The organism is Actinoalloteichus caeruleus DSM 43889, assembly GCF_000429185.2.
Classification (GTDB): domain Bacteria; phylum Actinomycetota; class Actinomycetes; order Mycobacteriales; family Pseudonocardiaceae; genus Actinoalloteichus_B; species Actinoalloteichus_B caeruleus.
Map to the genome: position 1 here is coordinate 1,886,112 of NZ_AUBJ02000001.1, position 24,125 is coordinate 1,910,236.

The window sequence follows — 24,125 nt, forward strand, 5'->3', positions numbered from 1 at the left end:
GGATCGGGAGTATGGGACAGCGTCAGAATCTCCTCGCCGGGGCGAAGCGGTGCATCGCCGAGAAGGGGTACTCGCGTACGACGGCGCGTGACATCACCGCTGCGTCGGGCGCGAATCTCGCCGCGATCGGCTACCACTTCGGCTCGAAGGAGGCACTGCTCAACGCCGCGGTCCTCGAGTCCTTCGATGAGTGGGGCACCGCGATCGAGCAGGCTCGCATCGGTTCGGAGGCGGCCGAGCCGCTCGCCCGCCTAGAGCAGTTCCTCGAGGGCTTCCTCGCCGGATCCGTCGAGCAGCGGGCCACGCTCGTGGCGAGCGTGCAGGCATTCGCCGAAGCGGAGTTCGCGCCCCAGGTGCAGGAGCAGCTCGCCGCGACCTATGAGCGCAACCGTCGGAGCATCGCCGCGATGCTGCTCGACATCGAGCCCACCGCCGTCGACGAAGCCGGCCGGCAGCTCGGATCCCTCGTCCTTGCCGTCATCATCGGCACCGCTTTGCAGTGGCTCATCGAGCCGGAGGCCACGCCATCCGCATCCGCCCTCATCGCCGCCGTGAGCGCGCTGGCCATGGCGAACGGGCCCGGCGGCAGCGGTTAGCCGAGGGGAGGTCGTGGAGCGAATCCTCCGCGTGTGCGGACCGGGCCGACGCCACTGGGTGACATCGCAGAAGCGCCGCTCGACGAGGTTGCGGCCCTTGTGGTCGACTGCGTCGATCCCAGGTGGTCGCCCTCCGCGCGACCGCGTCGTTTCCGATGAGCCTGCTGATCGCGCGGTTGCGGGATCTCGACGCGGATGCCGCGGTCGCGCAGGTGGCTGAGGATCGCTCGCGAGGAATATGCCTTGTCGCCATGGACGAGCTACATCGCGCGGTCCCTGCTGGAAGCCGGCGGTTTCAGACCGCGACTACACCCCTGATGACGACGAGCCGTCAAACGCTGACGTGAGCAAGCGCGGCCAGTGGCGTGGCCAGGTCTGCTGCGAGTCCCGGGTCGTGGAGGGCGACCTCGTCAGCAAGCGCACTGACGAGAGCTGTGTGCGAGCGCGCCAGCTCTGGTTCTGCCTGGGACACGGCGCGCGCCTGCCGCAAGACGGTCAGGAAGGGCGTGGGCAGACGATCGGCGTCACGGCCATGATGTGGGTTGAGGCCATGCCGCATGCATGCGAGAACAAGGAGCTGATCGCGAAGTTGGTCAAGCATCATGGTTGCTTGCCATACGCGTCTGCGAGCGATCGCTGAACGCGAGTGCAGTGCGTAGAGCCAGGCCATCCCGATCTCGCGTGATGCCTCCGGCTCCCGGGGCTCGGTCGAGGGCTGAGGGGTGCCGAAGAGCAACCTGAATCCGGACTCAGTGGCTCGGAACTGGTCCTCGGGCCAGAACGATACGTCGATCTGCAGTGAGGACGCGAGAAGGAAGACGCGATAGAGCACACCGCCAGCGATGACGTCCAGGTGGTGCGCCGCACCGCGCAGGTCGTAGAACTGTGAGGTCCACCGACTCGCCACTTCCGCGGGGTCGGTGTCACGACGCACTTGCAGCACCAAGTCGATGTCGGACCAGGCGTCCTCGCGCCCAGTCGCCGCCGAGCCTACGAGCGCGGCGTCCACCACATCGTCGTCTGCGTGAGCTGCCTCGATCAGCTCCTTGCGCAACTGCTCGCGCTCGACGGTGTGAACATGCCGACAAGCCTACGGCGGCCCGCCCGTCGCGCCACGATCACTCCGCTCGACTTGACGTTGAGGCATGGAACCCGCTGGTGAGGATGTCTACCGGCCTCCATCAGACTCGACCCGTCGGTGTGCAACTCGACGGCTTCGCCGAGGTCGCACTCATTTGAGACCGCGTCTGCGGATCGGGATCGAACGGCGGACCAGACGGGCCGCCGCCGTGCGGCGGTGAACGCTGAACCGCTCGCCCAGCTCCACCAGCGTTGCGCCCTTCTGGTAGAGAGCTACCAGCTCGTCTACCTGTGCTGGGCTCAGAAAGGTTTGAGTCATCCCAACCGCACGCACCATCCGACCCCGCTCGTCTACTACGGACGGCTCCAAGGACCTGCGGTCCCGCTGGTAGACGCCCCGCGACCTGCGAGAAGACACGGTTCTCAGGGCCGGGCAGGGGTTCTCGAACTCTCTACGGAGGTCCGACGGTGGTGGTGACACCTCTGCCGTGACGCGGAAGATGACGGGTAGCGTCCATCAGTTCAAGGTCGCAGCGGCCGCAGGCAAGGTCTCGATCGACCGGGACAGCGCCGAAGCAATGGCCACCAAGGTTGATGCCATCGCTGACCGAGCAGAACGTCGACTGGGCTACTTCCGTTTCTTGCGGCAGGACGTGAAGCTGGGTTCGAGCCCGGTGGCGAAACTGATGTCCCAGCAGGATCAAGCCTCCGCAGCCGGTTTCCCTGACTCCGCCTACGAAAACCTACTGCTCTACATCGAAACACTGCGGGATCTCGCTTCCGCTATTCGGGCGAGTGCGCGCGCGACGAGTCAGACCGACGAGGACAGCGCCGCATCGATGAACCAGATTGACAGGTGAGGAGGACGATGTTGCGAATCGGCCCGGCGAGTCGGTGGGCGGTGGTGGCCCTCGCCGCGTGCACGGCCTCAGCTTGTGCCCAGGAAAGCGCTGGTAGAGCCATCGATTCCACGGATATCCCGGAGAACACGGTTGGCACCGGGACTCCTCCCACTTCCTCGCGCCCTCCGGGGGACACGGCTCCCGGGGACGTCGGAGCGGAACTCGAGGCCACACATCCCTGTGAGGTACTTCCCGAGCACGAGGTGACGGCACTGGGATTTGACCCGGAAAGCGCGCACTTCGACGATTTCGGAATCATTTACTCGTGCTGGTACGAGCCCCTTCCAACCGGCCAGGGAAACCTCACGCTCCAACTCGATGCGAACAAGGGAGTGGATACGATCAACCTGACTGGTTTCTCCGCGAACGAGATCCAGGTCGGCTCCCTACGGGCACTGCGCATCACCGACGATCTGGACCCTCGCGTGTGCCAGGTGGCGCTGGCGTTGGACGAGGAGGTCCACGTCTCGGTGATGGTGAGCTTCGTGGAGGACACGGAGGAGGCGTGTCGTCTCGCCGAGGCGGCCGGTGCGCTGGCCGAACAGTACCTGCCGAGCGCACGCTAGCCGCAGGAGCGCGCCTCGCCTCCCCTCCGGCAGGAAAGGAACCGTCCGCATGTCGTTGTCGCTGGTGGAGGTCTGGGAGCGCTACCCGGTGAGCAGCAGGTCCAGGCCGCCGGCCCGGCGGACGCCGACGCGTGCCGCCAGGAACCAGCCTGGCCTACGAGCTGGCACGCTGCTGGCGGGGGCGTCCCGGCTCGTTCCTCACCGCAGGACGCGGCGACCCGCGAGTCCGTGCCCCTCGCCGTTCGCCGTCGAAGTCGCGGTTCCACGGGCTGCTCGGCCAGACATGGTGCACCCGCCCCCACCGGGCCGGGCGCGCCACGTTCTTGGTGCGAGGCGTCGCCGAGGCGGTGACCGGTCAGGGCGTGGCGACCATGCGGACGTGGTGCTTGTCGATGATCACGCCGGTGGGCAGGTTCTCGTCGGCCGTTCCGGCGGGGTAGGCGGTGATGACGGGCTGGGCGGCGCGGTCGCGGTCGAAGCGGCGGATCTGGGCGACCAGCCGCTCGGCGAGTTGGGCGGCGGCGGGGCCGTGTCCGGTGGCGCCGAGTTCGTAACGGCGTTCGCCGTCCTGGTCGATGGGGCGAGGCTTGGTGAGGTAGGCCAGGGAGCCGCCCTCGACGATCGCGGGCGTGCGGTAGGCGAAGGCGGGGTGGCAGAGACCAGCCTTGATGGCCTCGTCTTCGGCGTCGAGGCGGCAGGTGCCGGGTTCGATGGCGGTCAGCCAAAGCCAGATGTGGTCGAAGGGCTCGTCAGCGACCACGGAGGCGCCGGACCACACGGTGCTCTCGGGTCCGGTGAACACCTCGTGCAGGGCGGCCGGGTCGATGTTCTGATCGGTGTCCCAGTACAGCACGACGTTCTCGACGACCGTGCCGGTCCGCTCGCCGGTGGGCACGATGCCGATCATGGGGATGAACCCGCAGAGCTGGCTGTTGGTCGCGCGCAGGTGCGTGTCCTGACGGGTGAAGGCGACGCTGCGGGCCTGCCCGCGCCAGTGCGACGGGACTACCAGTGTGCCGCCGGGGGTGAGCTGGTCGAACCAGGCCGGGGGCAGGTCCCACGGCCCGACGGTGACGATGACCTTGTCGTAGGGGGCATGGTCCGGTGCGCCCAGGGCGCCGTCGCCGGTGATCACCCGCACCCGGTCGTAGCCGGTGTCGGCCAGAGTGCGGCGGGCGTGGTCGGTGACGTCGGGGTGGATGTCGACGGTGGTGACGCTGCCGGTCGGTCCGACGAGTTCGGCGAGGAGGGCGGCGTTGTATCCGGTTCCGCACCGATTTCCAGCACGTGTTCTCCGGGGCGCGGATCGAGTTGGCCGAGCATCATCGCCACCACCGTGGGCACGGAGATGCAGCTGGCCGGCCGGTCCTTGCCGGGCTTGATGGTGATCGCCTTGTTGGCGTACGCCTCCTCGACCGAGGCGTCGGGCACGAACCGGTGCCGGGGGACGGCGCGGAACGCCTGCTCGATGCGCTCGGAGGGCAGGTGACCGGCGGTGCGGATGTGGTTGATCATCTGCTCGCGCAGGTCCTCGGGGCAGGTGCTGGTGGCGTTGGTCATCCGGTTCCCTTCCGTGGGTTGTGGTGCCGCGCGAGAGCGACAGAACAGCACGCTGGCAGACCACCACGTCATCAGCACCGGGCAGCTGGTCCAATGCCTGGACCTGATTCCACGCCCGATCGAGTGGTTCGGTGTCGGGCGGTCTCGTCCCGCGTCACCAACGATCTGGACCTCGCGTCTGCCAGGGAGCGCGGGAGTTGGACGAGGAGTTCCACGTCTCGGTGGTGGTGAGCGTCGCGGCGGACACGGAGGAGGCGTGTCGTTTCGCCGAGGAGGGTGGTGTGCTGGCCGAGCAGTACCTGCCGGGCGCACGCTGGCCGTGGGAGCACCCCGCGTCCCCTCCGGCAGGAAAGGAACCGTCCGCATGTCGTCGTCGCTGGTGGAGCTCTGGGGGCGCGGCGCGGTGAGCGGAAAGCCCCGCAGGGCGACCACCGGTCGTGAGGCGAGGACCTGGCTGCGCTGGACCCAGTACGCCGACCACGGCCCGGACGGGACCGTGCTCGGTCCAGTAGCCGGGCGCGCGGTGTTGGACCTGGGATCGGGCAGGGGGGACGACCTCGCTCACCTCGTGACCCTCGGAGCCACCGGGGTCGGTGTCGACGTCGCCCCCACCCGTGAGGAGGTCGCGCGGGAACGCTGGGGCCATCTGCCAGGTGTGGAGTTCCGCGCGGCCGAGGCCACCGCTTTCCTCGTGGACGGCGGGGACGTTCGTAGTGGTGCTGTCGATCTTCGGTGCCGTGTGGTTCACGGACCCGGACATCCTGCTGCCGCTCGTGCGGGAACGGATGATTCTCGGGGGAGTTCTGGCGTTCTCCCACCTGCCGCCGGGAAGCCAGGGGCCACGCCCTGGCGACGCGGGTATGCGGCACGACCACTCCCCCGACGAGTGGGCACGATTCCTTCCTGGTCACGGCTTCTCCGAGGTGGGCGTGTCACTGGTCGGCCCGCCTCCGGGCAGGGCCGTGGGCACGACGCTCGGGCGTGCCAGGGCGGCCTGACCGGCTGGGCGTGCGCGCCTCCCCTCGCGCGCCCGCCGGATGTGCCGGAGTGCTGCCCCTGAGCCGCACGTCCGCGGGGTGGGGCCGCCGGTCTCGGCCTGGTTCGGCGCTGTCCTCTGGCGGTCCACCAGGCCTCACCTGGGTGGGAGGCGCGTTCGGACCCGTACCGGGGGCGGGTCAGCGGGTGCGGGCGTAGTGGCGGCGGGCCTTCTCGCGGTTGCCGCAGACGGCCATCGAACACCAGCGGGCGCGGTTGGCGCGGCTGCGGTCGAACAGGAACAGCTGGCACCCGTCGTTGGCGCAGGGGCGGAGCCGGCCGGGTTGGTGTTCCTCGGTCGCCGCCCAGGCGAGGACGATCTCGACCGCCAGCCGGGCGTGCGGGGGAGTCTCGAGCGTCCAGCGGAGACCGTCCGGCGTGGCCTCCGGGATCTGGCGAACCCCTTCGAGGAGTGGCGCCAGCGTGGCGGGCGAACTCGCTCCGGTCACCACGTCCCGCAGGGCGTCCCGCGCCGCGCGCAACAGCGCCAGCTCCGCGGGGCTGCCGTCGCCGCCGTGGTCCCGTGCCCAGCGCGCGCCTCGGGTCGGGTCGCCGAGCGCGTCCTGTTCCTCGCCGTTGACCAGTGGCCTGCTGTTGAGCAGGTCCAGCAGCGCGTCCACCGAACACCACCTAACCTCATCGAGTCCTTTGACAGGTTATCCGATCCCGTGCTTGCATGACGAGCAACTAACCGGATCGAACAATAAAAGAGGTTAGATATGAGCTCGGTGCACCACCGGACCGCCACGGTCGACGGCCACGAGATCTTCTACCGAGAGGCCGGCCCCGCCGACGCCCCCACGATCGTCCTGCTGCACGGTTTCCCGACAAGCTCGTTCATGTTCCGCGAGCTCATCCCGCTGCTGGCCGGCGACTACCACGTCATCGCGCCGGACCACCTCGGCTTCGGCCACTCCGACGCCCCGGCGGTGGAGGACTTCACCTACACCTTCGACGCCCTCGCCGACCTGACCGCCGGGCTGCTCGACCAGTTGGGCCTGGACCGCTACGCCCTCTACGTGCAGGACTACGGGGCCCCCATCGGCTGGCGGCTCGCCCTCCGGAGTCCCACACGGATCTCCGCTCTGGTCACGCAGAACGGCAACGGCTACGAGGACGGGTTCGTCGAGTCGTTCTGGAACGACCTCTGGGCGTACGGGGCGGATCCGGGCCCCCGCACCGAGCCCGCCGTCCGCGCCGCGCTGAGCCTCGACGCCATCCGCTGGCAGTACCTGCACGGCGTACCCGACCCCAGCGTGGTGAGCCCGGACACCTGGACGCACGACTTCGCCCTGGTCTCCCGCGAGGGCAACGACGAGGTCCAGTTGGCGCTGTTCCGCGACTACTCGAACAACCGGCCGCTCTACCCGCTGCTGCACGAGTACCTGCGCACCAGCCGGGTCCCGGTGCTGGCCGTGTGGGGAGCCAACGACGAGATCTTCGGGCCGGCTGGTGCCCGCGCGTTCGCCCGCGACGCGGAGGACGCGGAAGTGCGACTGGTCGACGGCGGCCACTTCCTGCTGGAGAGCCACCTGGAGGTCGTCGCGGGGTACGTGCGCGACTTCCTGGCGCGCGTGCCCCGCTGAGTGGCCCGCTGCGCCGCCTCCCGCCGCGCCCGCTCGCCCGGTCGACCCGGGTTGACCAGGCCCGACCGCCCGGCCGTCCGGACGACGACAGGGTTTCCCGGGGGCCTCCGCCCGGGCGGGAGTCGGTGGCGCCCCGGCTGCGGGACGCCACCGGATGAACCGGGCGGTCTCCCCTCCCCTCCTCTCCGGCTCCGGCGGAGGCCTTCGCCTGGCGCGGACGCCGGTCGGGACTCCGGGCCGGCGGGCACCTGTCCCGGGTTCAGCCCAGTCCGGGGGAGACCGCCAGCCGGCCGACCGTGTTGCCCTCGGCGAGGCGCTGCAACCCGGCGGCGGCCTCGGACAGCGGCAGGCGTTCGCCCACCCGGGGTCGGGCGATGCCCTCGTTGGCCAGTCGGGTGAGCTGGGAGTGGGCCTGGGCCACGGCTTCCCGGTCGCGTCGGGCGTAGAGGCCCCAGTGCAGGCCGACGATGGAGTAGTTCTTGAGCAGGGCGTGGTTCAACGCGGGCTGGGGGATGGTGCCGCCGGCGAAGCCGACGACGACGATCCGCCCCTCGAAGGCGACGCACTTCGTGGAGCGCTGGTAGGAGTCGCCGCCGACGGGGTCGTAGACGACGTTGGCGCCGTGGCCTCCGGTGACGTCCTTGACGACGTCCACCAGGTCCTCCCGCGCGCGGTTGACGACGACGTGAGCGCCCATCGCCCTGGCGACCTCGACCTTCCGCTCGTTGCCGACCACGCCGATGACGGTGGCCCCGGCGGCCCGGCCGAGTTGGACGGCGGCGCTGCCGACGCCGCCGGCGGCGGCATGCACCAGCAGCACGTCGCCGGGTTGGATGGTGGCGCGGTGGTGGAGTCCGAACCAGCCGGTCTGGTAGCCGATGAAGAAGACGGCGGCCTCCTCGTCGTCCAGCGAGTCGGGGGCGGGGAACACCGTGGCGGCCTCCATGACGGTGTACTCGGCGAGGCCTCCCCGGGGGAGCGCGGCCAGGCCGATCACCCGCTCCCCCACCCGCCGGTCGGTGACCCCTTCCCCCACGGCGACGACGTCGCCGCAGAGTTCCACGCCCGGGGTGAACGGCAGCGGCGGACGCACCTGGTAGCGGCCCTGGCAGAGCAGCACGTCGGCGAAGTTGACGGCGGCCGCCCTGACCCGGACGACGACGGTGCCCCAGGACGGTTCCGGCTGGGGTGTGTCGACCAGTTGGAGAACTCGGTTCGGTTCGCCGGTCTCCCGCACCTGCCACGCTCGCACGCTTTCCTCCCTCGTTCGTAGGTCGCGGGGTCGCCCCGCGTGTTGTCGGTGCCCGGCCGGGTGCCGAGGCGGGCGCCCGCCGGCGGCGGGCTCGTTCGCGGTGGGAGGCGGTGTGCGTCGCCCCTCGGCCGGGTCCCGCTGTGGCGAGTCCCGCTGGTGGCGCGACGGCCAGCCGCCGCCGGGGGCCGCCCGTGGGGCGGCGGCCCGGGCGCGCTGATGTCAGAGCCGTTCACGTCCTCGGCGTCGCCGCGGGTCGGCCCCGCGGGGGAACGGGTTGGAGTGGCCTGCCGCACCGGACGCCGGGCCAGCGCCCCTCGAACCCCCCGCCCACGGTCCGGGTTGGTCGGGTCAGTCGGTCGGTCAGTCGGTCGGTCAGCCGAGTTGGTCGCCGACCCTGGTGTAGCCGCGCAGCAGGTCGCGGGAGATGATCAACCGCAGCATCTCGTCGGTGCCCTCGAAGATGCGGAACAGCCGGACCTGCCGGTACCAGCGTTCGATGGGCAGTTCGCGCGTGTAGCCCATGCCGCCGTGGATCTGGAGCACCCGGTCCACGACCCGGTTGACCATGCCGGCGCCGAACAGCTTCGCCGCCGCCGAGCTGTGCCGGGGGTCGCGACCCTGGTCGACGGTCCAGGCGGCGCGCAGCACGAGCCCCCTGGCCGCCTCGATCTCGACCTCCGAGTCGGCGATCATCCACTGGATCGCCTGGTTCGTCCCGATCGGGCGGCCGAAGGTCTCGCGTGTGTTGGCGTACTCGATGGCCATCTCCAGGGCCCGTTCGGCGATGCCCAGCCCCTGCGACGGGATGGCGTAGCGGCCCTTGCCGATCCACTTCATGCCGAGTTCGAAACCCTGGCCCACCTCGCCGAGGACGTTGCGGTGGGGGACGCGCACGTTGTCGAAGACGAGGGAGGCCGGTCCCCCCTCGCCCATGGTCTGGATGAACTCCGAGGTCCAGCCCCGCTCCCGGTCGACGAGGAAGGCGGTGGACCCGCCGCGCGCGCCGACGTCGGGGTCGGTGACGGCCACGACGATGGCGAAGTCGGCCTCGTTGCCGCCGGTGATGAACACCTTCTCGCCGTTGAGGACCCAGTCGTCCCCGTCGCGCCGCGCGGTCATCCGGATGTTGGCGGCGTCGGAGCCGGCGCCGGGTTCGGTGATGGCGAAGCAGGAGACCCGGTCGCCGGCGATCGTGGGCAGCAGGTATTCGGCCCGTTGCTCGTCGTTGCCGTGGTAGAGGATGTTGTCGGCGCTGCCGCCGAACCGGAAGGGGACGAAGGAACGGCCGGTCTCGGTCCACACCAGGGACTGGTCGACGGCGGGCAGGCCCATGCCCCCGTACTCGGTGGGGGTGTCGAGCCCCCAGAACCCGAAGGCCTTCGCCCGCTGTTGGAGTTCCCGCAGTTCGGACTGTTCGAGTCCGGGCAGGCCGCGCCGTTCCCGGCGGAGCGCCTCGGCTTCCAGCGGCATCACCTCCTTGCGGACGAAGTCGCGGACGGTGTTCCGGACGGCCTGTTGTTCGTAGGTCAGCGCGAGGTCCATCAGCTGCTCCGGATCAGTGGTGGTGGGCGGGCCGGGTACCGCTTCGGGCGGGGCGGGCCCGGCTCGGCCCGCGTCGGGTGGGCGGTGGTGCTGGGGGTGGTCAGCTCGTGGGCAGGGGGTAGTCGGCCACGGCGTCGGCGGTGCTGGCCGCCTCGACCTCGACGAGGCCCCCGTCGGCGCCCCGGGCGGGCGCGAGGACGTAGGAATCGGAGGAGGGCGGTTGGGCGGGGTCGGAGAAGTCCATCGGCATCCCGAGGCCGACGTCGACGAGGTCCTGGGAGCGGTGCGCCTCGACGATGCCCTCCCTGGTCAGGTCGCCGTGTTCGCAGGCCGCGGCGAGGGTCTCGGCCAGCGACCGCATGGTCGAGTAGCCGGAGAGCGCGCCGCCGTCGATGTCGTCCCCGGGGTAGCGCTCCTGGTAGGCGGCGACGAGTTCCCGGACACCGGGGAGGTCGCTTGACGCGGCGGGGGCGCCGCTGATGAGGAAGAAGTGGTCCTCCAGGGCCTCGGCGACCGGGGTCTCCAGCAGTTGGGAGGCGTAGGAGGGGGTGTTGCCGACGACGGGGACGGGGTCTCCCGACGAGGCGGTGACCCCGACGAGGGAGGCGAGTTGCGCGGGTCCGACGCTGGTGAGGATGGCGGTCACGCCGGCGGAGCGGAGCGCGGCGGCCTGCCCGGTGAGGTCGGACTCCCCGGCCCGAACGCGTTGCTCGACGAGGGTGAGTCCCGCGTCCTCGGCGGCGTGGCGGGCGCCGAGGACGGCGTTCTGCCCGTAGTCGTCGTCGAGGTAGACGTGGCCGATGCGCTCGCCCGGTTCGACGCGTCCGGTGCGGAGCAGGAAGTCGACGCCGTTGACGAGGTCGATGTCGTAGACGTTGCCGGGTACCTGGATCTCGCGGTGGCCGAGGAGGCTGGACGCCCAGCTCTGGGGGAAGGTCAGCAGGCCGTCGCGGACGATGTCGTCGGAGAGCGCGGCGAGCATGGGCGCGCCGAGCAGCTGCGGCATCGCGGCCACCTCGGGGGCGATCTCGCCGTACCCGGCGGTGGCCCGTTGCACGTCGTAGCCGTGGTCGCGGACCACGATCTCCAGGTCGCGGCCGCAGACCCCGCCCTCGTCGTTGATCTGTTCGACGGCGAGCTGCTGGGAGTTGACGATGCTGGTGCTCAGCGCCGCGTACGGGCCGGTGAGGTCGGTCAACGCGCCGAGCCTGATGGTGGTGTCGGTGACGCCGGGACCGGTCGAGGGGCCGTCGCCGTCCGCGCCCTGGGTGCCGGTGGCCTTGGAGCTGCAGGCGGTGAGGGTCAGCAGGACGGCGAGGGCGGCCGCGCCGGAGGTGGGAAGGGTCCGTCTCATGGGGTGTCCTCCTTGGCGGGACGGTCCAGCGGCCCGGTGGTGGGTCGGGTCGGGCCGGCCCGGCGGGGTCGCCGGGTTCGGCGGGGGCTGGGCCGGGGTGGGTGGGGACGTGCCGAGCTGGGCGGTGCCCGGTCGGTCCTGGCTCCGGTGCGGTCGGCCCGTGGGGGACGACGGCCGCTGTCGGTCCGCCCGCTGTCGGGGTGTCGCGGCTGCGGGCGTGGAGCAGCCGCTCGGCGAGGCCGGCGAGGCCTCGGCGGGTGAGCAGCAGCACCAGGACGATCGCGAGCCCGTACAGGTAGCGGGACAGCTCGGCGGGGGTGACGCCGGCCTGGCCGGAACCGGGGGCGACGACCAGCGGGAGGTGGTCGGAGTACTGGGTGAGCAGCTGCGGGAGCACGGTGACGAACACGGCACCGGCGACGGCGCCGCCCACGGACCCCAGACCGCCGATGATGATCATGGCGAGGTAGTCGATGGACAGGGCGAGGCCGAAGTAGTCGGGGACGACCCGGCGGAAGGCCAGGGCCAGCAGCACCCCGGCGAGCCCGGCGTACATGGAGGACACCACGAACGCGGCGGCCCGGAACCGGGTGGTGGACACGCCGAACACCGACGCGGCGACGGGGCTGTCGCGCAGCGCCCCGAACGCCCGGCCCGGTCGGCCGCGCACCAGGTTGCGGGCCACCAGGAACGCGGCGAGCACCGCCACCAACCCCAGGTACCAGAGCCGTTCCAGGCCGCCGAAGGGCACGCCGAGCACGACGAGCCCGGGCGGGTCGTCGGCGAAGGCGAAGCTGCCCAGGGTCAGGGGTTCGACGGAGCGGCCGTGGTGGCCACCGGTGATCTCGGGCAGGCCCACCAGCAGCTGGTGTCCGACGAAGACCAACGCCAGGGTCGCCAATCCCAGGTACATGCCGTGGAGTCGACCGGCGATGGGGCTGAACAGGCCGCCGGCGATCCCGGCGAGCAGGACGGCCAGCACCGCCGCGGCCCAGGTCGGCAACCCGAGGCCGCCCGGCCCGGCGCCGGGCGCTCCGGGTTCACCGGAGGCCCAGGCGTAGCCGTAGGCGCCGACGGCGAGGAAGAAGGCGTGGCCGAGGGAGAGCTGGCCGGCCACCCCGGACAGCAGGGTCAGCCCGATCGCGCCCACGGCGGCGGCCATCGCGAACAGGCCCGTCTGCATCCAGGTGGGTGGCAGGTACAGCGGCAGCACGAGCAGGGCGAGCAGCAGCGCGGCCGTGGCCAGTGCCCGGGTCGGGGGTCGACGGGGCGGGAGGCTTTGGCGGGGCGCGGTGGGGGCCGTGGGGTCGGCGACCGCCGGTTCAGACACGGGTGGTCTCCTTCGCTCCGAGCAGACCGTTCGGGCGGACCAGCAGCACCAGCAGCATGATCAGGTAGGGGGCGACGTCACCCAGCGACTGGCCGAGTTCTCCCAGGTGGGTGCGGTAGCTGGTGACGGTGGCCTCGGTGAGCCCGATGAGCGCGCTGCCCACCAGGGCACCGGGCACCGAGGTCAGGCCGCCGAGCACGGCGGCGGGGAACGCGGCCAGCGCGACCTGCCCGGTGGCCCGGTCCAGGCCCGGGGTGGGGAAGGCTGCGAGGAAGACGGCGGCGACGGCGGCCAGCGCCCCGGCGACGCACCAGGCGCTGACCCGGACGCGGCGCAGCCGGACCCCCATCAGGGTGGCGGCCTCCCGGTCGGCCGTCACCACCCGCAGCGACAGGCCCCACCGCGACCAGCGGAGCAGGGCGAACAGGGTCGCGATGAGCAGGACCGCCACGAGCACCGAGGCGATGCGGGACTGGGCGATGACCGTCCCACCGAGGCGCACGACCCCGGTTCCCCAGGGGTCGCCGAGGGAGAGGACGTCGGATCCGATCAGCCGGGACAGTTCGGCCAGCAGCAGGATGTCGACGCCGATCGTCACGATCGTCAGCACGTGGGCCTGGCCGAGGTGGCGTCCCCTGGCGCAGACGAGTTCGACGAGTCCGGCGCCGGCGGCCGTGACCGCGACGGCGGCGGTGACGGCGGCGAGGAAACCCCAGTGCGGGTGCAGGACGGCGGTCAGGTAGCCGCCCAGCAGCAGCAGCGAGCCGTGGGCGAAGTTCATGACCCCGGACACGGTGAACACGACGACGAACCCGACGGCGATCAGCGCGTACACCGAGCCGAGGGCCAACCCGTTGACGAGGATGTCCGCGACGCCGCTCATCTGGGGTCCTCCGGCAGGGTCGTGGCGGTCGCCGTGCCGGGGCCGGCGGCGGACTCGGGGACGGGGACGGGGACGCCACCGAGGTAGGCGGCGATCACGGCCGGGTCGCCGCGCACCCGCCCGGGTGGCCCGGTGGCGACGCTGCGGCCGAAGTCGAGGACGGTGACCTCGTCGGCCAGGCCCATGACCAGGGGCATGTCGTGTTCGACGAGCAGGATCGACGGGGCGAGTTCGGCGCGGACCCGGGCGATGAGGTCGACCATGCGGCGCCGTTCGGCCCCGTTCATCCCGGCCACCGGTTCGTCGAGCAGCAGCAGCCGGGGTTCCATGCACAGCGCCCTGGCGAGTTCGACGCGTTTGCGGTCCCCGTAGGACAGCAGGTCCACCGGGGTGTCGGTCAGGTCGCCGAGGCCGACGAGCTCGGCGACCTCCCGCACCCGCGCGCGGTGCGTCCGTTCCTCGCGGACCGCGCCCGGCAGCCGCAACGCGGAGGCGAGCAGCCCGGCTCGGGTGAGGACGTGCCTGCCGAGCATCAGGTTGTCGGAGACGGTGCCCCGGGCGAGGACGACGTTCTGGAAGGTGCGGGCCACGCCGAGCGCCGCGATCCGGTGCGGTGCGGTGCGGGTGAGGTCGTGGTCACCGAGGACCACGCTGCCGGTCGCCGCGCGGCACACCCCGGAGAGCACGTTGAAGAAGGTGGACTTGCCGGCGCCGTTGGGGCCGATGACGGCGTGCAGGCTGCCGGGTTCGACGGTCAGGTCCACGTCGTCCAGGGCGACCAGTCCGGCGAAGCGGACGGTCAACGACCGGACCCGCAGCGGAACCGCCGCCCGCCCGGTGTGGGCGGGCCGGCCCGGGATCGGTGGTTCGCCGTCCCGGTCGCCGACGCCCCGCGGGTCCGATGGGGTCGGAAGGGCCGGACTCCCGCCGGGTTCGGCGCGAGCGGGCGCCGCTGGCCGGGTGTCGGCACGGCGGGCCCGAGGGCCGTGGTCGCCGTGGTCGCCGTGGTCCTGGTCCGACGGTTCGACGTCCCCCTCGGCGCCGGTCCCGGTCGGTTCGGGCTCCGACGCGTCGGGTGCCTCCCCGAGGTAGAGCCGCCGGACCTCGTCGGAGGTGGCGAGTTGGGCCGCCGCGCCGGACAGCCGCACCCGGCCCAGGTCGAGGACGTGGGCGTGGTCGGCGACCCCCAGGGCCAGGGCGGCGTTCTGCTCGACCAGCACGACGGTGACGCCGCTCCGGTTGATCTGGCGGATGACCTCGGCGACGGTCTGGACCACGCGGGGCGCCAGGCCCAGGGAGGGTTCGTCGAGCAGCAGCAGCCGGGGGGCGGCCATCAGCGCCCGGCCGATCGCGAGCATCTGCTGCTCACCGCCGGAGAGGGTGCCGGCGGGTTGGCCGCGCCGCCGGGCCAGCACGGGGAACAGGTCGTACACCTCGTCGCGGGCGGCGCGTCGCCGGGCGCCCCGGGGCGAGCGCGGGCCGAGGGCGCCGGCGTCGAGGTTGTCCGCCACCGACAGCGCGGGGAAGACGCGGCGGCCCTCCGGGACCTGCACGACGCCGGCCGCCACCGTGGACGCCGCGTCCCGCCAGTCCAGCGGCCGCCCGTCCACCTCGACGGTTCCGCCGGTCACGGCACCGCCGTGCAGCGGCAGGGTTCCCGACACGGCGCGCAGCAGGGTGCTCTTGCCGGCCCCGTTCGCGCCGAGCAGCGCGGCGACCGAACCGGGTTCGACGTGCAGGCACACCTGGCGCACGGCCGGCAGCGCCCGCCCGTAGCGGATGTCGAGCCGGTCGACGCGGAGGCCGGCGGGGGTGGTGGGGCGCGGGTCGGTGGTCATGGTGGCTGGCCTCCTCTCCGGTGCTGGTCGGGACTGGTGTGCACGCGGACACGGCGTGGTCCGGCCCGCCGGGCGCGGGCGGCTCGCGGGTGGGGTGGTGCGGGCCCGTCGGTTCCCGCCGACGGCGCCGGGCCGGCTGGTGGCAACGACGACAGCACGGGCCGTTCGGCGGGGTCCAGCGGCGCATGCCAAGTCATGGCGGCCGCCCAAACCCGTCCCGCCCAGTGTGTGCGCCGCCACAGTCCTCGCCTCCGGTGGCGGGTATCGCCCCGACGATCGGGGAATGAGCGATGACGACAGTGCGCACCTGCCCGGGGGCGACGCCGCCGGACCGCCGGGCCTGGACCTCGCGCGACTGCGCGCGCACCTGGCGGAGCACCTGCCGGGGGGCGTGGTGGGCGAGCTCGGGGCCCGGCTGCTGACCGGGGGGCGGTCCAACCTGACCTACCTGGTGTGGGACGGGGTCCGGCGGTGGGCGGTGCGCCGGCCCCCGCTGGGGCACGTGCTGCCCACCGCGCACGACATGGGTCGGGAACACCGGGTGCTCGCCGCCCTCACCGGCACCCCGGTTCCGGCCCCGGTCCCCTTCCTGCTGTGCCGGGACCCGGCGGTGCTGGGCGCGCCGTTCTTCGTGATGGAGTTCGTCGAGGGCGAGGTCCCGAACGCGGGCTCGCTGCGGGGCCACGGGGGCGGGCACGCGCGCCGGGTCGGTGGGTGCCTGGTCGACCGGCTGGTGGAGCTGCACGCGGTCGACGTCGACGCCGTCGGCCTGGGTGACTTCGGCCGACCGTCCGGGTTCCTGGACCGCCAGCTGCGGCGGTGGTGGCGCCAGTTGGAGGGGTCACGCAGCCGTCCCACACCCGAGCTGGACGGGCTGCGTGCCGCGCTGGCCACGGCGGTCCCGGTCTCCCCCGCCCCCACCCTGGTGCACGGGGACTTCCGGGTGGACAACGCGGTGTTCGGTCCGGACGGGACCGTGCGGGCCCTGCTCGACTGGGAGATGTCCACGCTGGGTGATCCGTTGACGGACCTGGGGATGCTGCTGGTGTACGGGCGGCGTGCCCCCCTGGACGGTCAGGACCCGGTGAACGCCCGCACGGTGCCCGGGTTCCCCGACGAGGACGAGCTGGTGGCCCGATACGTGGCCGGTTCGGGGCGGGACGCCGCCGGTCTGCCCTGGTACGTGGCGCTGGGTTTCCTCAAGCTCGCGGTGATCCTGGAGGGGATCCACTACCGGCACCAGCAGGGCAGGACGGCGGGACCGGGTTTCGAGGGCATCGGGGACCTGGTGCGCCCACTGGCGGTGGCCGGGCACCGGGCCCTGGACGGCGGGTGAGCGGAACACGGCGGGGGCGGTCCGGCCTCGCCGGCTGTCGCGGCGCACACCACCGCGCCGGGAAGCCTGTGCGCCGGCAGCGGATGCCACGCCGGCACCCGGGCGGCACGCCCCGACACCGGTCCACAGCGGACATGGACTGACCAGTGTGAACCCACTCCGAACAGGGCCGTCGGGGTCGGCTGGGGCCCCGTCCCGGTGGGATGGCGGCGGGGCCCGACGTCGTTAGGCTGGCCACCACCCGGACCCGCTCCCCGCCGGCTCCCGGCCGGCCGCCCCGTCCCCGCACCGGGTCCTCCACGCGGCACGCCGACGTTCCCCTCGCAGGAAGGCAGGCCATGACATCGTCCTTCTCCTTCCACGGCCGGCTCGCCGTCGTCACCGGCGGCGGCTCGGGCATCGGACGGGCGTTGGCGTCCGGCCTCGCCGAGGAGGGCGCCCGCGTCGTGGTCGCCGACCTCGACGACGCCGCCGCCACCCGGGTCGCCGCCGCGCTGCCCGGCGGGCGCGGCGTTCCCCTGGCCCTCGACGTGACGGATCCGGTGGCGCTGGACCGGGCGATCAGCGGAGTGGAGGCCGAGCTGGGACCGGTGTCGGTGTTCTGCTCCAACGCCGGGATCGCCGGCAGCCGCCTGCTGGGGTCCCCGGAGGAGTGGGAGCGGATGTGGCTGGTGCACGTGGCCGCCCACGTGCACGTCGCCCGCCGAGTGCTGCCGGGGATGGTCGCCCGGGGCGAGGGCCGCCTGTTGGTGACCGCCTCGGCGGCCGGTTTGCTGACCAACCTGGACTCGGCCGCCTACGCAGTGACCAAGCACGGCGCGGTGGCGGTGGCCGAGTGGCTGGCCATCGAACACCACGACGCGGGGGTGCGGGTGTCCTGCCTGTGCCCGCAGGGGGTGGCGACGCCGATGCTGACCGGCTCCGACGGCGGGGCACCGGCCACGACGGCGGCGGGTGGGGTGCGCTCGGCCGAGGACGTGGCCGCCGAGGCGTTGGACGCGTTGCGGCACGGCCGGTTCCTGGTGTTGTCCCATCCGGAGGTCGGCGAGTTCGAACGCCGGCGGGCCACGGACCGGGAACGCTGGCTGGACGGGATGCGCCGGCTCCGACGCCGCCTCCGGCCCACTGACCCGCACCTGGCCGGCGGCACCTCGCCCGGCTGATCCCAGGGCAGCCCGCCCCGACACCCCGAGCCAGTGACCCGTGACCCGCGAGGAGGACCCGTGACGACCTCGGACCCCCGTCCCGACGGCACCCCCGGCCACCCCGACGAGCCGGTGCCGATCCCCACCGCCGACGGCACCCCCCGCCTCGCCGGTCGCGTCGCGCTCGTCACCGGGGCCGGACGGGGCATCGGGTTGGCCATCGCCCGCCGCCTGCTCGCCGAGGGGGCTCGGGTGTGCGTGACCGCCCGGCACGCCGAACCGCTGGCGGAGGCCGCCGCCGACCTCGGCGGCCCGGACCGGGTGCTCGCCGTCCCGGGCCGCAGCCACGACGCCGAGCACCGCGCGGAGGCGGTGCGCCGCACCGTGGAACGGTTCGGCCGGCTCGACGTGCTGGTCAACAACGCGGGCACCAACCCGGTGCGGGGGCCGCTGCTGACCGCCGGCCTCGACGCCGTCCGCAAGACCTTCGAGGTCAACGTGTTCGCCGCCCTGGGCTGGGTGTCGGAGGCGCACCAGGCGTGGCTGGGCGAGCACGGCGGCGCCGTGCTGAACGTCGCCTCGATCGCCGGGTTGGACACCTCCCCCGGCCTCGGGGTGTACGGGGCGAGCAAGGCGGCGCTGATCCGCCTGACCGGTCAGCTGGCCGTGGAACTCGCGCCCCGGGTCCGGGTCAACGCCGTGGCCCCGGCCGTGGTGCGCACCCGCTTCGCCGCCGCCCTCTACGAGGGCCGTGAGGACCGGGTGACCTCGGCCTACCCGCTGGGCAGGTTGGGGGATCCGGCGGACGTCGCCTCGGCCGCCGCGTTCCTGGTGTCCGACGACGCGTCCTGGATCACCGGGCAGACCCTCGTGCTCGACGGCGGCCACACCCTCCGCCCGGCCTGACCCCCGGCCCCCGGGCACCCCCGCCGGTGGCCGATCCACCCCGTCCCGGTGTCCGTTCCGTCCACGGCGGACGGCGGGTCCGTCTCCGCTGGGTCGTTCCGGCGACGACGGCGTTCCGCCCCCTCGCCCGCGTCGACGCCCGACGCCGCGTGCCGAACCCGGGCGTCCCCCGCCCCCGTGACCCCGCTCCCGAGGAGGAAACCCGATGGACTTCGCCCACGACGAGCGCACCCGCGAGCTGGCCGACCGCCTGCGGGGCTTCATGGCCGAGCACGTGCACCCCGCCGAGGAGGCCCTGGCCCGGGGCGAGGCCGACCCGGGGCCGGAGTGGGGGCCGCCGCCGCTGCTCGCCGACCTGCGGGCGGAGGCCCGGCGGCGCGGGCTGTGGAACCTGTTCCTGCCCGGGGAGCACGGCGCCGGGCTGACCACCCTCCAGTACGCGCCGCTGGCCGAGATCACCGGCCGCAGCCCCCGCCTCGCGCCGGCCGCGCTGAACTGCGCCGCTCCCGACACCGGGAACATGGAGATCCTGGCGTTGGCGGGCACCGAGGACCAACGGCGGCGGTGGCTGGCACCGCTGCTGGACGCGAGGATCAGGTCGGCCTTCGCCATGACCGAACCGGACGTCGGTTCCTCCGACGCCACGAACATCGCCACCACGGTGGAACGGGTCGGCGCCGAGTACGTCGTCAACGGGCGCAAGTGGTTCGTCTCCGGGGCGCTCTCCCCCGAGTGCGAACTGCTGATCGTCCTCGGCAGGACCTCGGAGGACGGTCCGGCACGGGAACGGCACAGCATGGTCCTGGTGCCGACAGGCACGCCGGGTGTGACGGTGCGGCGCGGCATGAGCCAGTTCGGGTACTCCGACGACGACCACGGCGGGCACGCCGAGATCCTGTTCGAGGACGTGCGGGTCCCGGTCGCCAACCTGTTGGGCGAGCCCGGCTCGGGTTTCGCGATCGCCCAGGCCCGACTGGGCCCGGGGCGGGTGCACCACTGCATGCGACTGCTCGGCATGGCCGAACGCGCGGTGGAACTGGCCTGCGCGCGGGCCGCGACCCGCACGACCTTCGGCCGCCGGCTGGCCGACCAGGGCGTGGTGCGGGAGTGGGTGGCCGAGTCGCGGGTGCGGATCGACCAGTGCCGGCTGCTGGTGCTCCGGGCGGCGTGGCGGATGGACCGGGAGGGCAACCGGGCCGCCCGCGACGAGATCCAGGGCATCAAGATCGCCGTCCCCCGGGCGGTGGAGTGGGTGGTGGACCGGGCGGTGCAGATCCACGGGGCGGCGGGGGTGAGCCAGGACCTGCCGTTGGCCCGGTTCTGGGCGATCGCGAGGTCGCTGCGGATCGCCGACGGACCCGACGAGGTGCACCTGCGGTCCCTGGGCCGCCGCGAGATCGAACGCCAGCTGGCGGCGCTGGCCTGACCGGGTTCCGCCCGCCCCGACCAGCCCTGCCACCGCCCGGGTGGTGCCAGCGGCGGGCCGAAGGGGCGTCAGCAGGTCGGCGAGGCGCCACGGCCACCGGTGACGGCGGACGGGCCAGCCCGTCGGTGCCTCCGACGACCCCGGGACGGCGGTGGGGCGAGGCCGGCTCGGTTCGGCCGAGAAACCGGTGGTGGGACGCCGTCACAGCGGCCAGGATGGCCCCGTGTCAACACGAGTGGCTCCCCTCACGGGTGGCGGCGCGCGCATCGCGGCTGGTATCGCCCCCGCCCTCCCGAACCACGGCCACCACGTCGCCGCGCTCGACCACGTGGAGGACGCCGACCCCACGAGCGGTCGGGCCCTCCACGTCGGCGGTGGGCCTCGTGGCTGACCGGCGGCCGGCCACGCCGGACTTCACGATCCGCCCGGCGCGGCTTGACGACTGGCCCCGGATCTGGCCCATCGTCGAGGACGTCGTCACCGAGGCGCGAACCCTCCCCTACGACCCCGGGATGGGCGCGGACGACGCCCGGCGGATGTGGCTGCTGCCGGCACCGGCCAGGACGGTCGTCGCCGCCGACGGCGACCGGGTGCTCGGCACCGCGAACATGTACGCCAACCGTCCGGGTCCTGGCAGCCACGTGGCGTCCGGCAGTCTGATGGTCGCCCGGGCGGCGCGGGGCGCGGGCGTCGGGCGTGCTCTCACCACCGACCTGATCGGTTGGGCGCGGGAGAACGGTTTCGCGGCGGTCCAGTTCAACGCCGTGGTCGACACCAACACGAGCGCGGTCCGCCTCTACGAGAGCCTGGGTTTCGTCACGCTCGGGGTCGCCCCCGGGGCGTTCCGCCACCCCGAGCACGGTGACGTCGGCCTGCGGATCATGTGGCTGGACCTGTGACCCGACCGGTCGCGTGCCGGGTCGCGGTGCCCCGGGCCGTCCTCGGTCGCCGCGGCGCGGCAGAGCAGCCCACCCCGGGGAGAGGCCGGGGGTGGGGTGGCCGGTGCGGCCCGGTACGGGGACACCACCGGACCGGGCCGGCGCTCAGCCCTGGTCGCCCTGGTCGAACACGACGACCGCCCGCGCGCCCCGGCCCCGGTCGAGGTCGGCGAAGACGTCCTCCACCTCGGCGAGGTCGATCCGCCGGTCCACCAGGGACCCCAGGTCGAGGGCTCCCGCGCCGAGCAGGCCGAGCAGGACGGGCAGGTCCTCGGCCGGGTCGCAGTCCCCGTACATGCAGCCGGCGAGGGTGCGGCCCAGCATGGCGACCTCGGCGGCGCTGAGGGTCAGGGTGTCGCTCCGCTCGCCGAGCCCGACGACGGTGGCCCGCCCGCCACGGCGGAGCACGTCCCAGGCGGCGCGGATGCTGGTGGCGCGGCCGACGCATTCGACGGCGTGGTCCGCGCCCCTGCCCCCGGTCAGCCTTCGGACCCGCCGGGCCAGCTCCGGCCCGGGTTCGAGCACCTCGGTGGCACCCAGGGACTCCGCGAGCGCGGCCTTCTCCGGCGCGGGGTCCACGGCGATCACCGGGTCCGCCCCCGCGATGCGGGCGGCCTGCACCGCGCACAGGCCCACCCCGCCCAGCCCGAGGACCACCACGGACTCACCGGGTCGGACACGCGCGGCGTTGCGCACCGCCCCCACGCCGGTGAGGGCGGCGCAACCCAGCAGCGCGGCCTCCACGGCGGGGGTGCCGGGTGGCAGCGGAACGCAGGCGTCCTCGGCCACCAGCGTCTCGGTGGCGAAGGCCGCCGCGCCCAGCCCTGGGAACAGAGGTTGGCCGTCGGCGCCCACGGCGTGCGGGCGGGTCGCGTACCGCAGCGACGCCTGGCACAGGTAGGGCTGGCCGCCCCGGCAGAACCAGCAGTCCCGGCAGGGCGGTGACCAGTTCAGCACCACCTGGTCGCCGACCCGCAGGCCCGTCACCCCCTCCCCCACCTCGACGACGTCGCCGACGCCCTCGTGCCCCAACACGGCCGGCAGGTGGTGGGGCAGCACACCCCGGGCCAGGGACAGGTCGGAGTGGCAGACACCGGCGGCGGTCATGCGGACCCGGACCTCCGACGGGCCGGGGTCGCGCAGCTCGATCTCCTCGACCCGCAGCGGTTGGTCGGTGGCGCGCAGGACGGCGCCGACGGCGGTGCTCGGCATGGTGTGCTCCCTCGCGGGGTGGGGTCGCGGCGACCGGGACGGGCCGGGGCCCGTGGGGTCGAGGTGGTCAGAGCGGAAGCTGGACGGCTTTGAGCTGCTGGAACTCGGTGATTCCGTGCGGCCCCAGTTCCCGCCCGTACCCGGAGTGGCCGTAGCCGCCGAAGGGCGCGACCGGGTTGAACGGTGCCCCGTTGATGTCGACCTGCCCGGTGCGCAGCCGGCGGGCCACGGCGGTGGCGGTGTCGTCGTCCTCGGCCCAGACGGCGCCGGCCAACCCGTAGGGGGTGCCGTTGGCGATGTGGACGGCCTCCTCCTCGTCCCGGTAGGGCAGCACGGTGAGGACCGGACCGAACACCTCCTGCTGGGCGATGGCGGCGGCGGGGTCGGCGTCGACGACGACGGTGGGCCCGCAGTAGTGGCCGCGCCCGTCCGGCCCGGCGGCGTCCCGACCGTCGACGGCCAACCGGGCGCCGTCGTGGACCGCGCGGGCGATGTGCCCGGTGACGGTGCGGCGGTGGTCGGCCGAGACCAGGGGCCCCAGGCGGGTCTCCGGGTCGGTCGGGTCCCCGGGCCGGTACCGCTGGCTGGCCGCGACGGCCAGGTCGACGGCCTCGGCGTACCGGTCGTGGCGCACCAGCAGGCGGGTCTGCGCGGTGCAGGTCTGCCCGGCGTTGAGCAGGCAGCTGTCCACTGTCCTCCGCACCGCGCGGGCCAGGTCCGCGCCGGGCAGCACCACGGAGGCGGACTTGCCGCCCAGTTCCAACGCGACGCGGGCCAGGCGTTCCCCGGCGAGCGCGGCGACCCGGGCGCCGGCGGTGGTCGACCCGGTGAAGGACACCATCGCCACCCCGGGGTGGCGGACCAGGGCCTCCCCGACCACCCGGCCGCCACCCGGGACCACGTTGAGCACCCCCGGTAGCAGCCCGGCCCGGTCGGCAAGGTCCGCCAGGGCCAGGGCGGACAGCGGGGTGAGGCCGCTGGGTTTGAGCACGACCGGGCAGCCGGCGGCGAACGCGCCGGCGATCTTCGCGACGGCCTGGTGCAGCGGGTAGTTCCACGGCGTGATGCCGCCGACGACGCCGACCGGGTCGCGGAGGACCAGCGAGTGCCCGAGCCGTTCCGGGGCCGCGAACCCGGGGTCGCGCAGCAGGGCCGAGGTGGACTCCAACACCCGCAGGGGCAGCCCGACCTGCACGGCGCGGGAGAAACGGATCGGCGTGCCGAGTTCGGCGGTGACCAGCTCGGCGAGGTCGGCGGCCCGGTCGGCCATCGCCGCGCGCAGGGCGTCGAGGTGGTCGGCGCGCTCACCCGGTTCCAGGGCCGCCCAGGCGGGGAAGGCCCGTTCCGCGGCGAGCACCGCCTCGTGCACGTCCTCGGGGCCGGCCGCCGCGACCCGGCCGAGCAGCTCCCCGGTGGCGGGGTCCTCCACGTCGATCGGCGTCGACGTGCGCGGGGCCGTCCACCGGCCGTCGAGGTACAGGCGGTCCGGGGGCAGCTGGTCGAGCAGCTGGGGCTGTGCTGGCACGGCGTCCTCCACGCGCTCGGGGTGTTCGGGAGTCGGGTGGTCGGGATGGGTCGTGGGTGGTCGGCGGTGCCTCGCCTCCGGGTGACGTGCGGCCCGTGGGCGGCGCCGGGACC

Annotated in this window: 21 protein-coding genes and 2 pseudogenes; 12 read left to right on the forward strand and 11 right to left on the reverse strand. The window is 73.5% G+C overall.

Features of this window, described 5'->3' with window-relative positions; translation table 11 throughout:
• The first annotated feature begins 11 nt into the window (after window positions 1-11).
• The gene (locus G443_RS06430; protein ID WP_026420426.1) at window positions 12-596 is read left to right on the forward strand and encodes a TetR/AcrR family transcriptional regulator; all 585 of its coding nucleotides are present in this window, start codon (window positions 12-14) and stop codon (window positions 594-596) included.
• 331 nt (window positions 597-927) lie between these two features.
• On the opposite strand, the gene G443_RS06435 is transcribed toward G443_RS06430, so the two are convergent.
• Window positions 928-1,650, reverse strand: a complete 723-nt coding sequence (locus G443_RS06435; protein ID WP_026420428.1) for a nucleotidyltransferase domain-containing protein — start codon at window positions 1,648-1,650, stop codon at window positions 928-930.
• 514 nt (window positions 1,651-2,164) lie between these two features.
• Between G443_RS06435 and G443_RS06440 the strand changes: the two genes are divergently transcribed.
• Both G443_RS06440 and G443_RS06445 read left to right on the forward strand, forming a co-directional pair.
• Window positions 2,165-2,536, forward strand: a complete 372-nt coding sequence (locus tag G443_RS06440) for a hypothetical protein (RefSeq protein ID WP_026420429.1) — start codon at window positions 2,165-2,167, stop codon at window positions 2,534-2,536.
• Window positions 2,537-2,544: 8 nt separating this feature from the next.
• Window positions 2,545-3,144, forward strand: coding sequence for a DUF3558 family protein (locus G443_RS06445; RefSeq protein ID WP_081715724.1), 600 nt, complete (start codon window positions 2,545-2,547; stop codon window positions 3,142-3,144).
• Between the two features lie 355 nt (window positions 3,145-3,499).
• Here G443_RS06445 and fxlM read toward each other — a convergent pair.
• A pseudogene (fxlM, locus tag G443_RS06450) lies at window positions 3,500-4,776 on the reverse strand (methyltransferase, FxLD system).
• Between the two features lie 125 nt (window positions 4,777-4,901).
• Between fxlM and G443_RS06460 the strand changes: the two are divergent.
• Window positions 4,902-5,111: a hypothetical protein gene (locus tag G443_RS06460; protein WP_253860162.1), complete on the forward strand. Its 210-nt coding sequence runs from the start codon at window positions 4,902-4,904 to the stop codon at window positions 5,109-5,111.
• A gap of 309 nt (window positions 5,112-5,420) precedes the next feature.
• Complete coding sequence (locus G443_RS06465; protein WP_211237614.1) at window positions 5,421-5,702, forward strand: hypothetical protein; 282 nt, start codon at window positions 5,421-5,423, stop codon at window positions 5,700-5,702.
• A gap of 177 nt (window positions 5,703-5,879) precedes the next feature.
• Here the strand turns inward: G443_RS06465 and G443_RS06470 are convergent, their stop codons facing one another.
• The gene (locus G443_RS06470) at window positions 5,880-6,359 is read right to left on the reverse strand and encodes a CGNR zinc finger domain-containing protein (RefSeq protein ID WP_026420431.1); all 480 of its coding nucleotides are present in this window, start codon (window positions 6,357-6,359) and stop codon (window positions 5,880-5,882) included.
• Window positions 6,360-6,458: 99 nt separating this feature from the next.
• On the opposite strand from G443_RS06470, the gene G443_RS06475 reads away from it, so the two are divergent.
• Window positions 6,459-7,325: an alpha/beta fold hydrolase gene (locus tag G443_RS06475; RefSeq protein WP_026420432.1), complete on the forward strand. Its 867-nt coding sequence runs from the start codon at window positions 6,459-6,461 to the stop codon at window positions 7,323-7,325.
• A gap of 259 nt (window positions 7,326-7,584) precedes the next feature.
• On the opposite strand, the gene G443_RS06480 is transcribed toward G443_RS06475, so the two are convergent.
• The 6 genes and pseudogenes from G443_RS06480 to G443_RS25375 form a co-directional block, all read right to left on the reverse strand.
• Window positions 7,585-8,577: an NADPH:quinone oxidoreductase family protein gene (locus tag G443_RS06480; RefSeq protein WP_026420433.1), complete on the reverse strand. Its 993-nt coding sequence runs from the start codon at window positions 8,575-8,577 to the stop codon at window positions 7,585-7,587.
• Between the two features lie 372 nt (window positions 8,578-8,949).
• Window positions 8,950-10,119, reverse strand: coding sequence for an acyl-CoA dehydrogenase family protein (locus G443_RS06485; RefSeq protein ID WP_026420434.1), 1,170 nt, complete (start codon window positions 10,117-10,119; stop codon window positions 8,950-8,952).
• Window positions 10,120-10,219: 100 nt separating this feature from the next.
• Window positions 10,220-11,473, reverse strand: coding sequence for an ABC transporter substrate-binding protein (locus G443_RS06490; protein WP_026420435.1), 1,254 nt, complete (start codon window positions 11,471-11,473; stop codon window positions 10,220-10,222).
• A gap of 325 nt (window positions 11,474-11,798) precedes the next feature.
• Window positions 11,799-12,656, reverse strand: a pseudogene (locus G443_RS06495) (branched-chain amino acid ABC transporter permease); the annotation flags it as partial.
• A 139-nt stretch (window positions 12,657-12,795) separates the two neighbouring features.
• Complete coding sequence (locus G443_RS06500; protein ID WP_026420436.1) at window positions 12,796-13,686, reverse strand: branched-chain amino acid ABC transporter permease; 891 nt, start codon at window positions 13,684-13,686, stop codon at window positions 12,796-12,798.
• Window positions 13,683-15,524, reverse strand: coding sequence for an ATP-binding cassette domain-containing protein (locus G443_RS25375; RefSeq protein WP_081715697.1), 1,842 nt, complete (start codon window positions 15,522-15,524; stop codon window positions 13,683-13,685). The genes G443_RS06500 and G443_RS25375 overlap by 4 nt, the downstream gene beginning before the upstream one ends.
• Window positions 15,525-15,807: 283 nt before the next feature.
• Between G443_RS25375 and G443_RS06515 the strand changes: the two genes are divergently transcribed.
• The 6 genes from G443_RS06515 (at window position 15,808) to G443_RS06540 (ending at window position 21,236) form a co-directional block, all read left to right on the forward strand.
• Complete coding sequence (locus G443_RS06515) at window positions 15,808-16,860, forward strand: phosphotransferase family protein (RefSeq protein ID WP_051314338.1); 1,053 nt, start codon at window positions 15,808-15,810, stop codon at window positions 16,858-16,860.
• A gap of 338 nt (window positions 16,861-17,198) precedes the next feature.
• Window positions 17,199-18,023, forward strand: coding sequence for an SDR family oxidoreductase (locus G443_RS06520; RefSeq protein ID WP_026420438.1), 825 nt, complete (start codon window positions 17,199-17,201; stop codon window positions 18,021-18,023).
• Between the two features lie 120 nt (window positions 18,024-18,143).
• Window positions 18,144-18,911, forward strand: a complete 768-nt coding sequence (locus G443_RS06525; protein WP_026420439.1) for an SDR family oxidoreductase — start codon at window positions 18,144-18,146, stop codon at window positions 18,909-18,911.
• Window positions 18,912-19,116: 205 nt separating this feature from the next.
• Entirely contained in the window at window positions 19,117-20,337 is a 1,221-nt protein-coding gene (locus tag G443_RS06530; RefSeq protein ID WP_026420440.1) for an acyl-CoA dehydrogenase family protein, read from the forward strand.
• Window positions 20,338-20,560: 223 nt separating this feature from the next.
• Window positions 20,561-20,728: a hypothetical protein gene (locus G443_RS06535; RefSeq protein WP_245588950.1), complete on the forward strand. Its 168-nt coding sequence runs from the start codon at window positions 20,561-20,563 to the stop codon at window positions 20,726-20,728.
• Complete coding sequence (locus G443_RS06540) at window positions 20,721-21,236, forward strand: GNAT family N-acetyltransferase (RefSeq protein WP_051314366.1); 516 nt, start codon at window positions 20,721-20,723, stop codon at window positions 21,234-21,236. Before G443_RS06535 ends, G443_RS06540 begins: the two co-directional genes overlap by 8 nt.
• A gap of 144 nt (window positions 21,237-21,380) precedes the next feature.
• Here G443_RS06540 and G443_RS06545 read toward each other — a convergent pair whose 3' ends face one another.
• Window positions 21,381-22,487: a zinc-binding dehydrogenase gene (locus G443_RS06545; RefSeq protein WP_026420442.1), complete on the reverse strand. Its 1,107-nt coding sequence runs from the start codon at window positions 22,485-22,487 to the stop codon at window positions 21,381-21,383.
• 67 nt (window positions 22,488-22,554) lie between these two features.
• Window positions 22,555-24,012 carry an aldehyde dehydrogenase family protein gene (locus tag G443_RS06550; RefSeq protein WP_245588951.1) on the reverse strand — a complete coding sequence of 486 codons (1,458 nt, stop codon included), beginning with the start codon at window positions 24,010-24,012 and terminating at the stop codon, window positions 22,555-22,557.
• Window positions 24,013-24,125 lie beyond the last annotated feature (113 nt).

Excerpts from the sequence above, each read along its gene's own strand:
- G443_RS06445 (WP_081715724.1), top strand. The coding sequence starts at position 2,545 with ATGTTGCGAATCGGCCCGGCGAGTCGGTGGGCGGTGGTGGCCCTCGCC.
- G443_RS06545 (WP_026420442.1), bottom strand. The coding sequence starts at position 22,487 with ATGCCGAGCACCGCCGTCGGCGCCGTCCTGCGCGCCACCGACCAACCG.
- G443_RS06430 (WP_026420426.1), top strand. The coding sequence starts at position 12 with ATGGGACAGCGTCAGAATCTCCTCGCCGGGGCGAAGCGGTGCATCGCC.
- G443_RS06530 (WP_026420440.1), top strand. The coding sequence starts at position 19,117 with ATGGACTTCGCCCACGACGAGCGCACCCGCGAGCTGGCCGACCGCCTG.
- G443_RS06475 (WP_026420432.1), top strand. The coding sequence starts at position 6,459 with ATGAGCTCGGTGCACCACCGGACCGCCACGGTCGACGGCCACGAGATC.
- G443_RS06520 (WP_026420438.1), top strand. The coding sequence starts at position 17,199 with ATGACATCGTCCTTCTCCTTCCACGGCCGGCTCGCCGTCGTCACCGGC.
- G443_RS06485 (WP_026420434.1), bottom strand. The coding sequence starts at position 10,119 with ATGGACCTCGCGCTGACCTACGAACAACAGGCCGTCCGGAACACCGTC.
- G443_RS25375 (WP_081715697.1), bottom strand. The coding sequence starts at position 15,524 with ATGACCACCGACCCGCGCCCCACCACCCCCGCCGGCCTCCGCGTCGAC.
- G443_RS06490 (WP_026420435.1), bottom strand. The coding sequence starts at position 11,473 with ATGAGACGGACCCTTCCCACCTCCGGCGCGGCCGCCCTCGCCGTCCTG.
- G443_RS06515 (WP_051314338.1), top strand. The coding sequence starts at position 15,808 with ATGAGCGATGACGACAGTGCGCACCTGCCCGGGGGCGACGCCGCCGGA.
- G443_RS06500 (WP_026420436.1), bottom strand. The coding sequence starts at position 13,686 with ATGAGCGGCGTCGCGGACATCCTCGTCAACGGGTTGGCCCTCGGCTCG.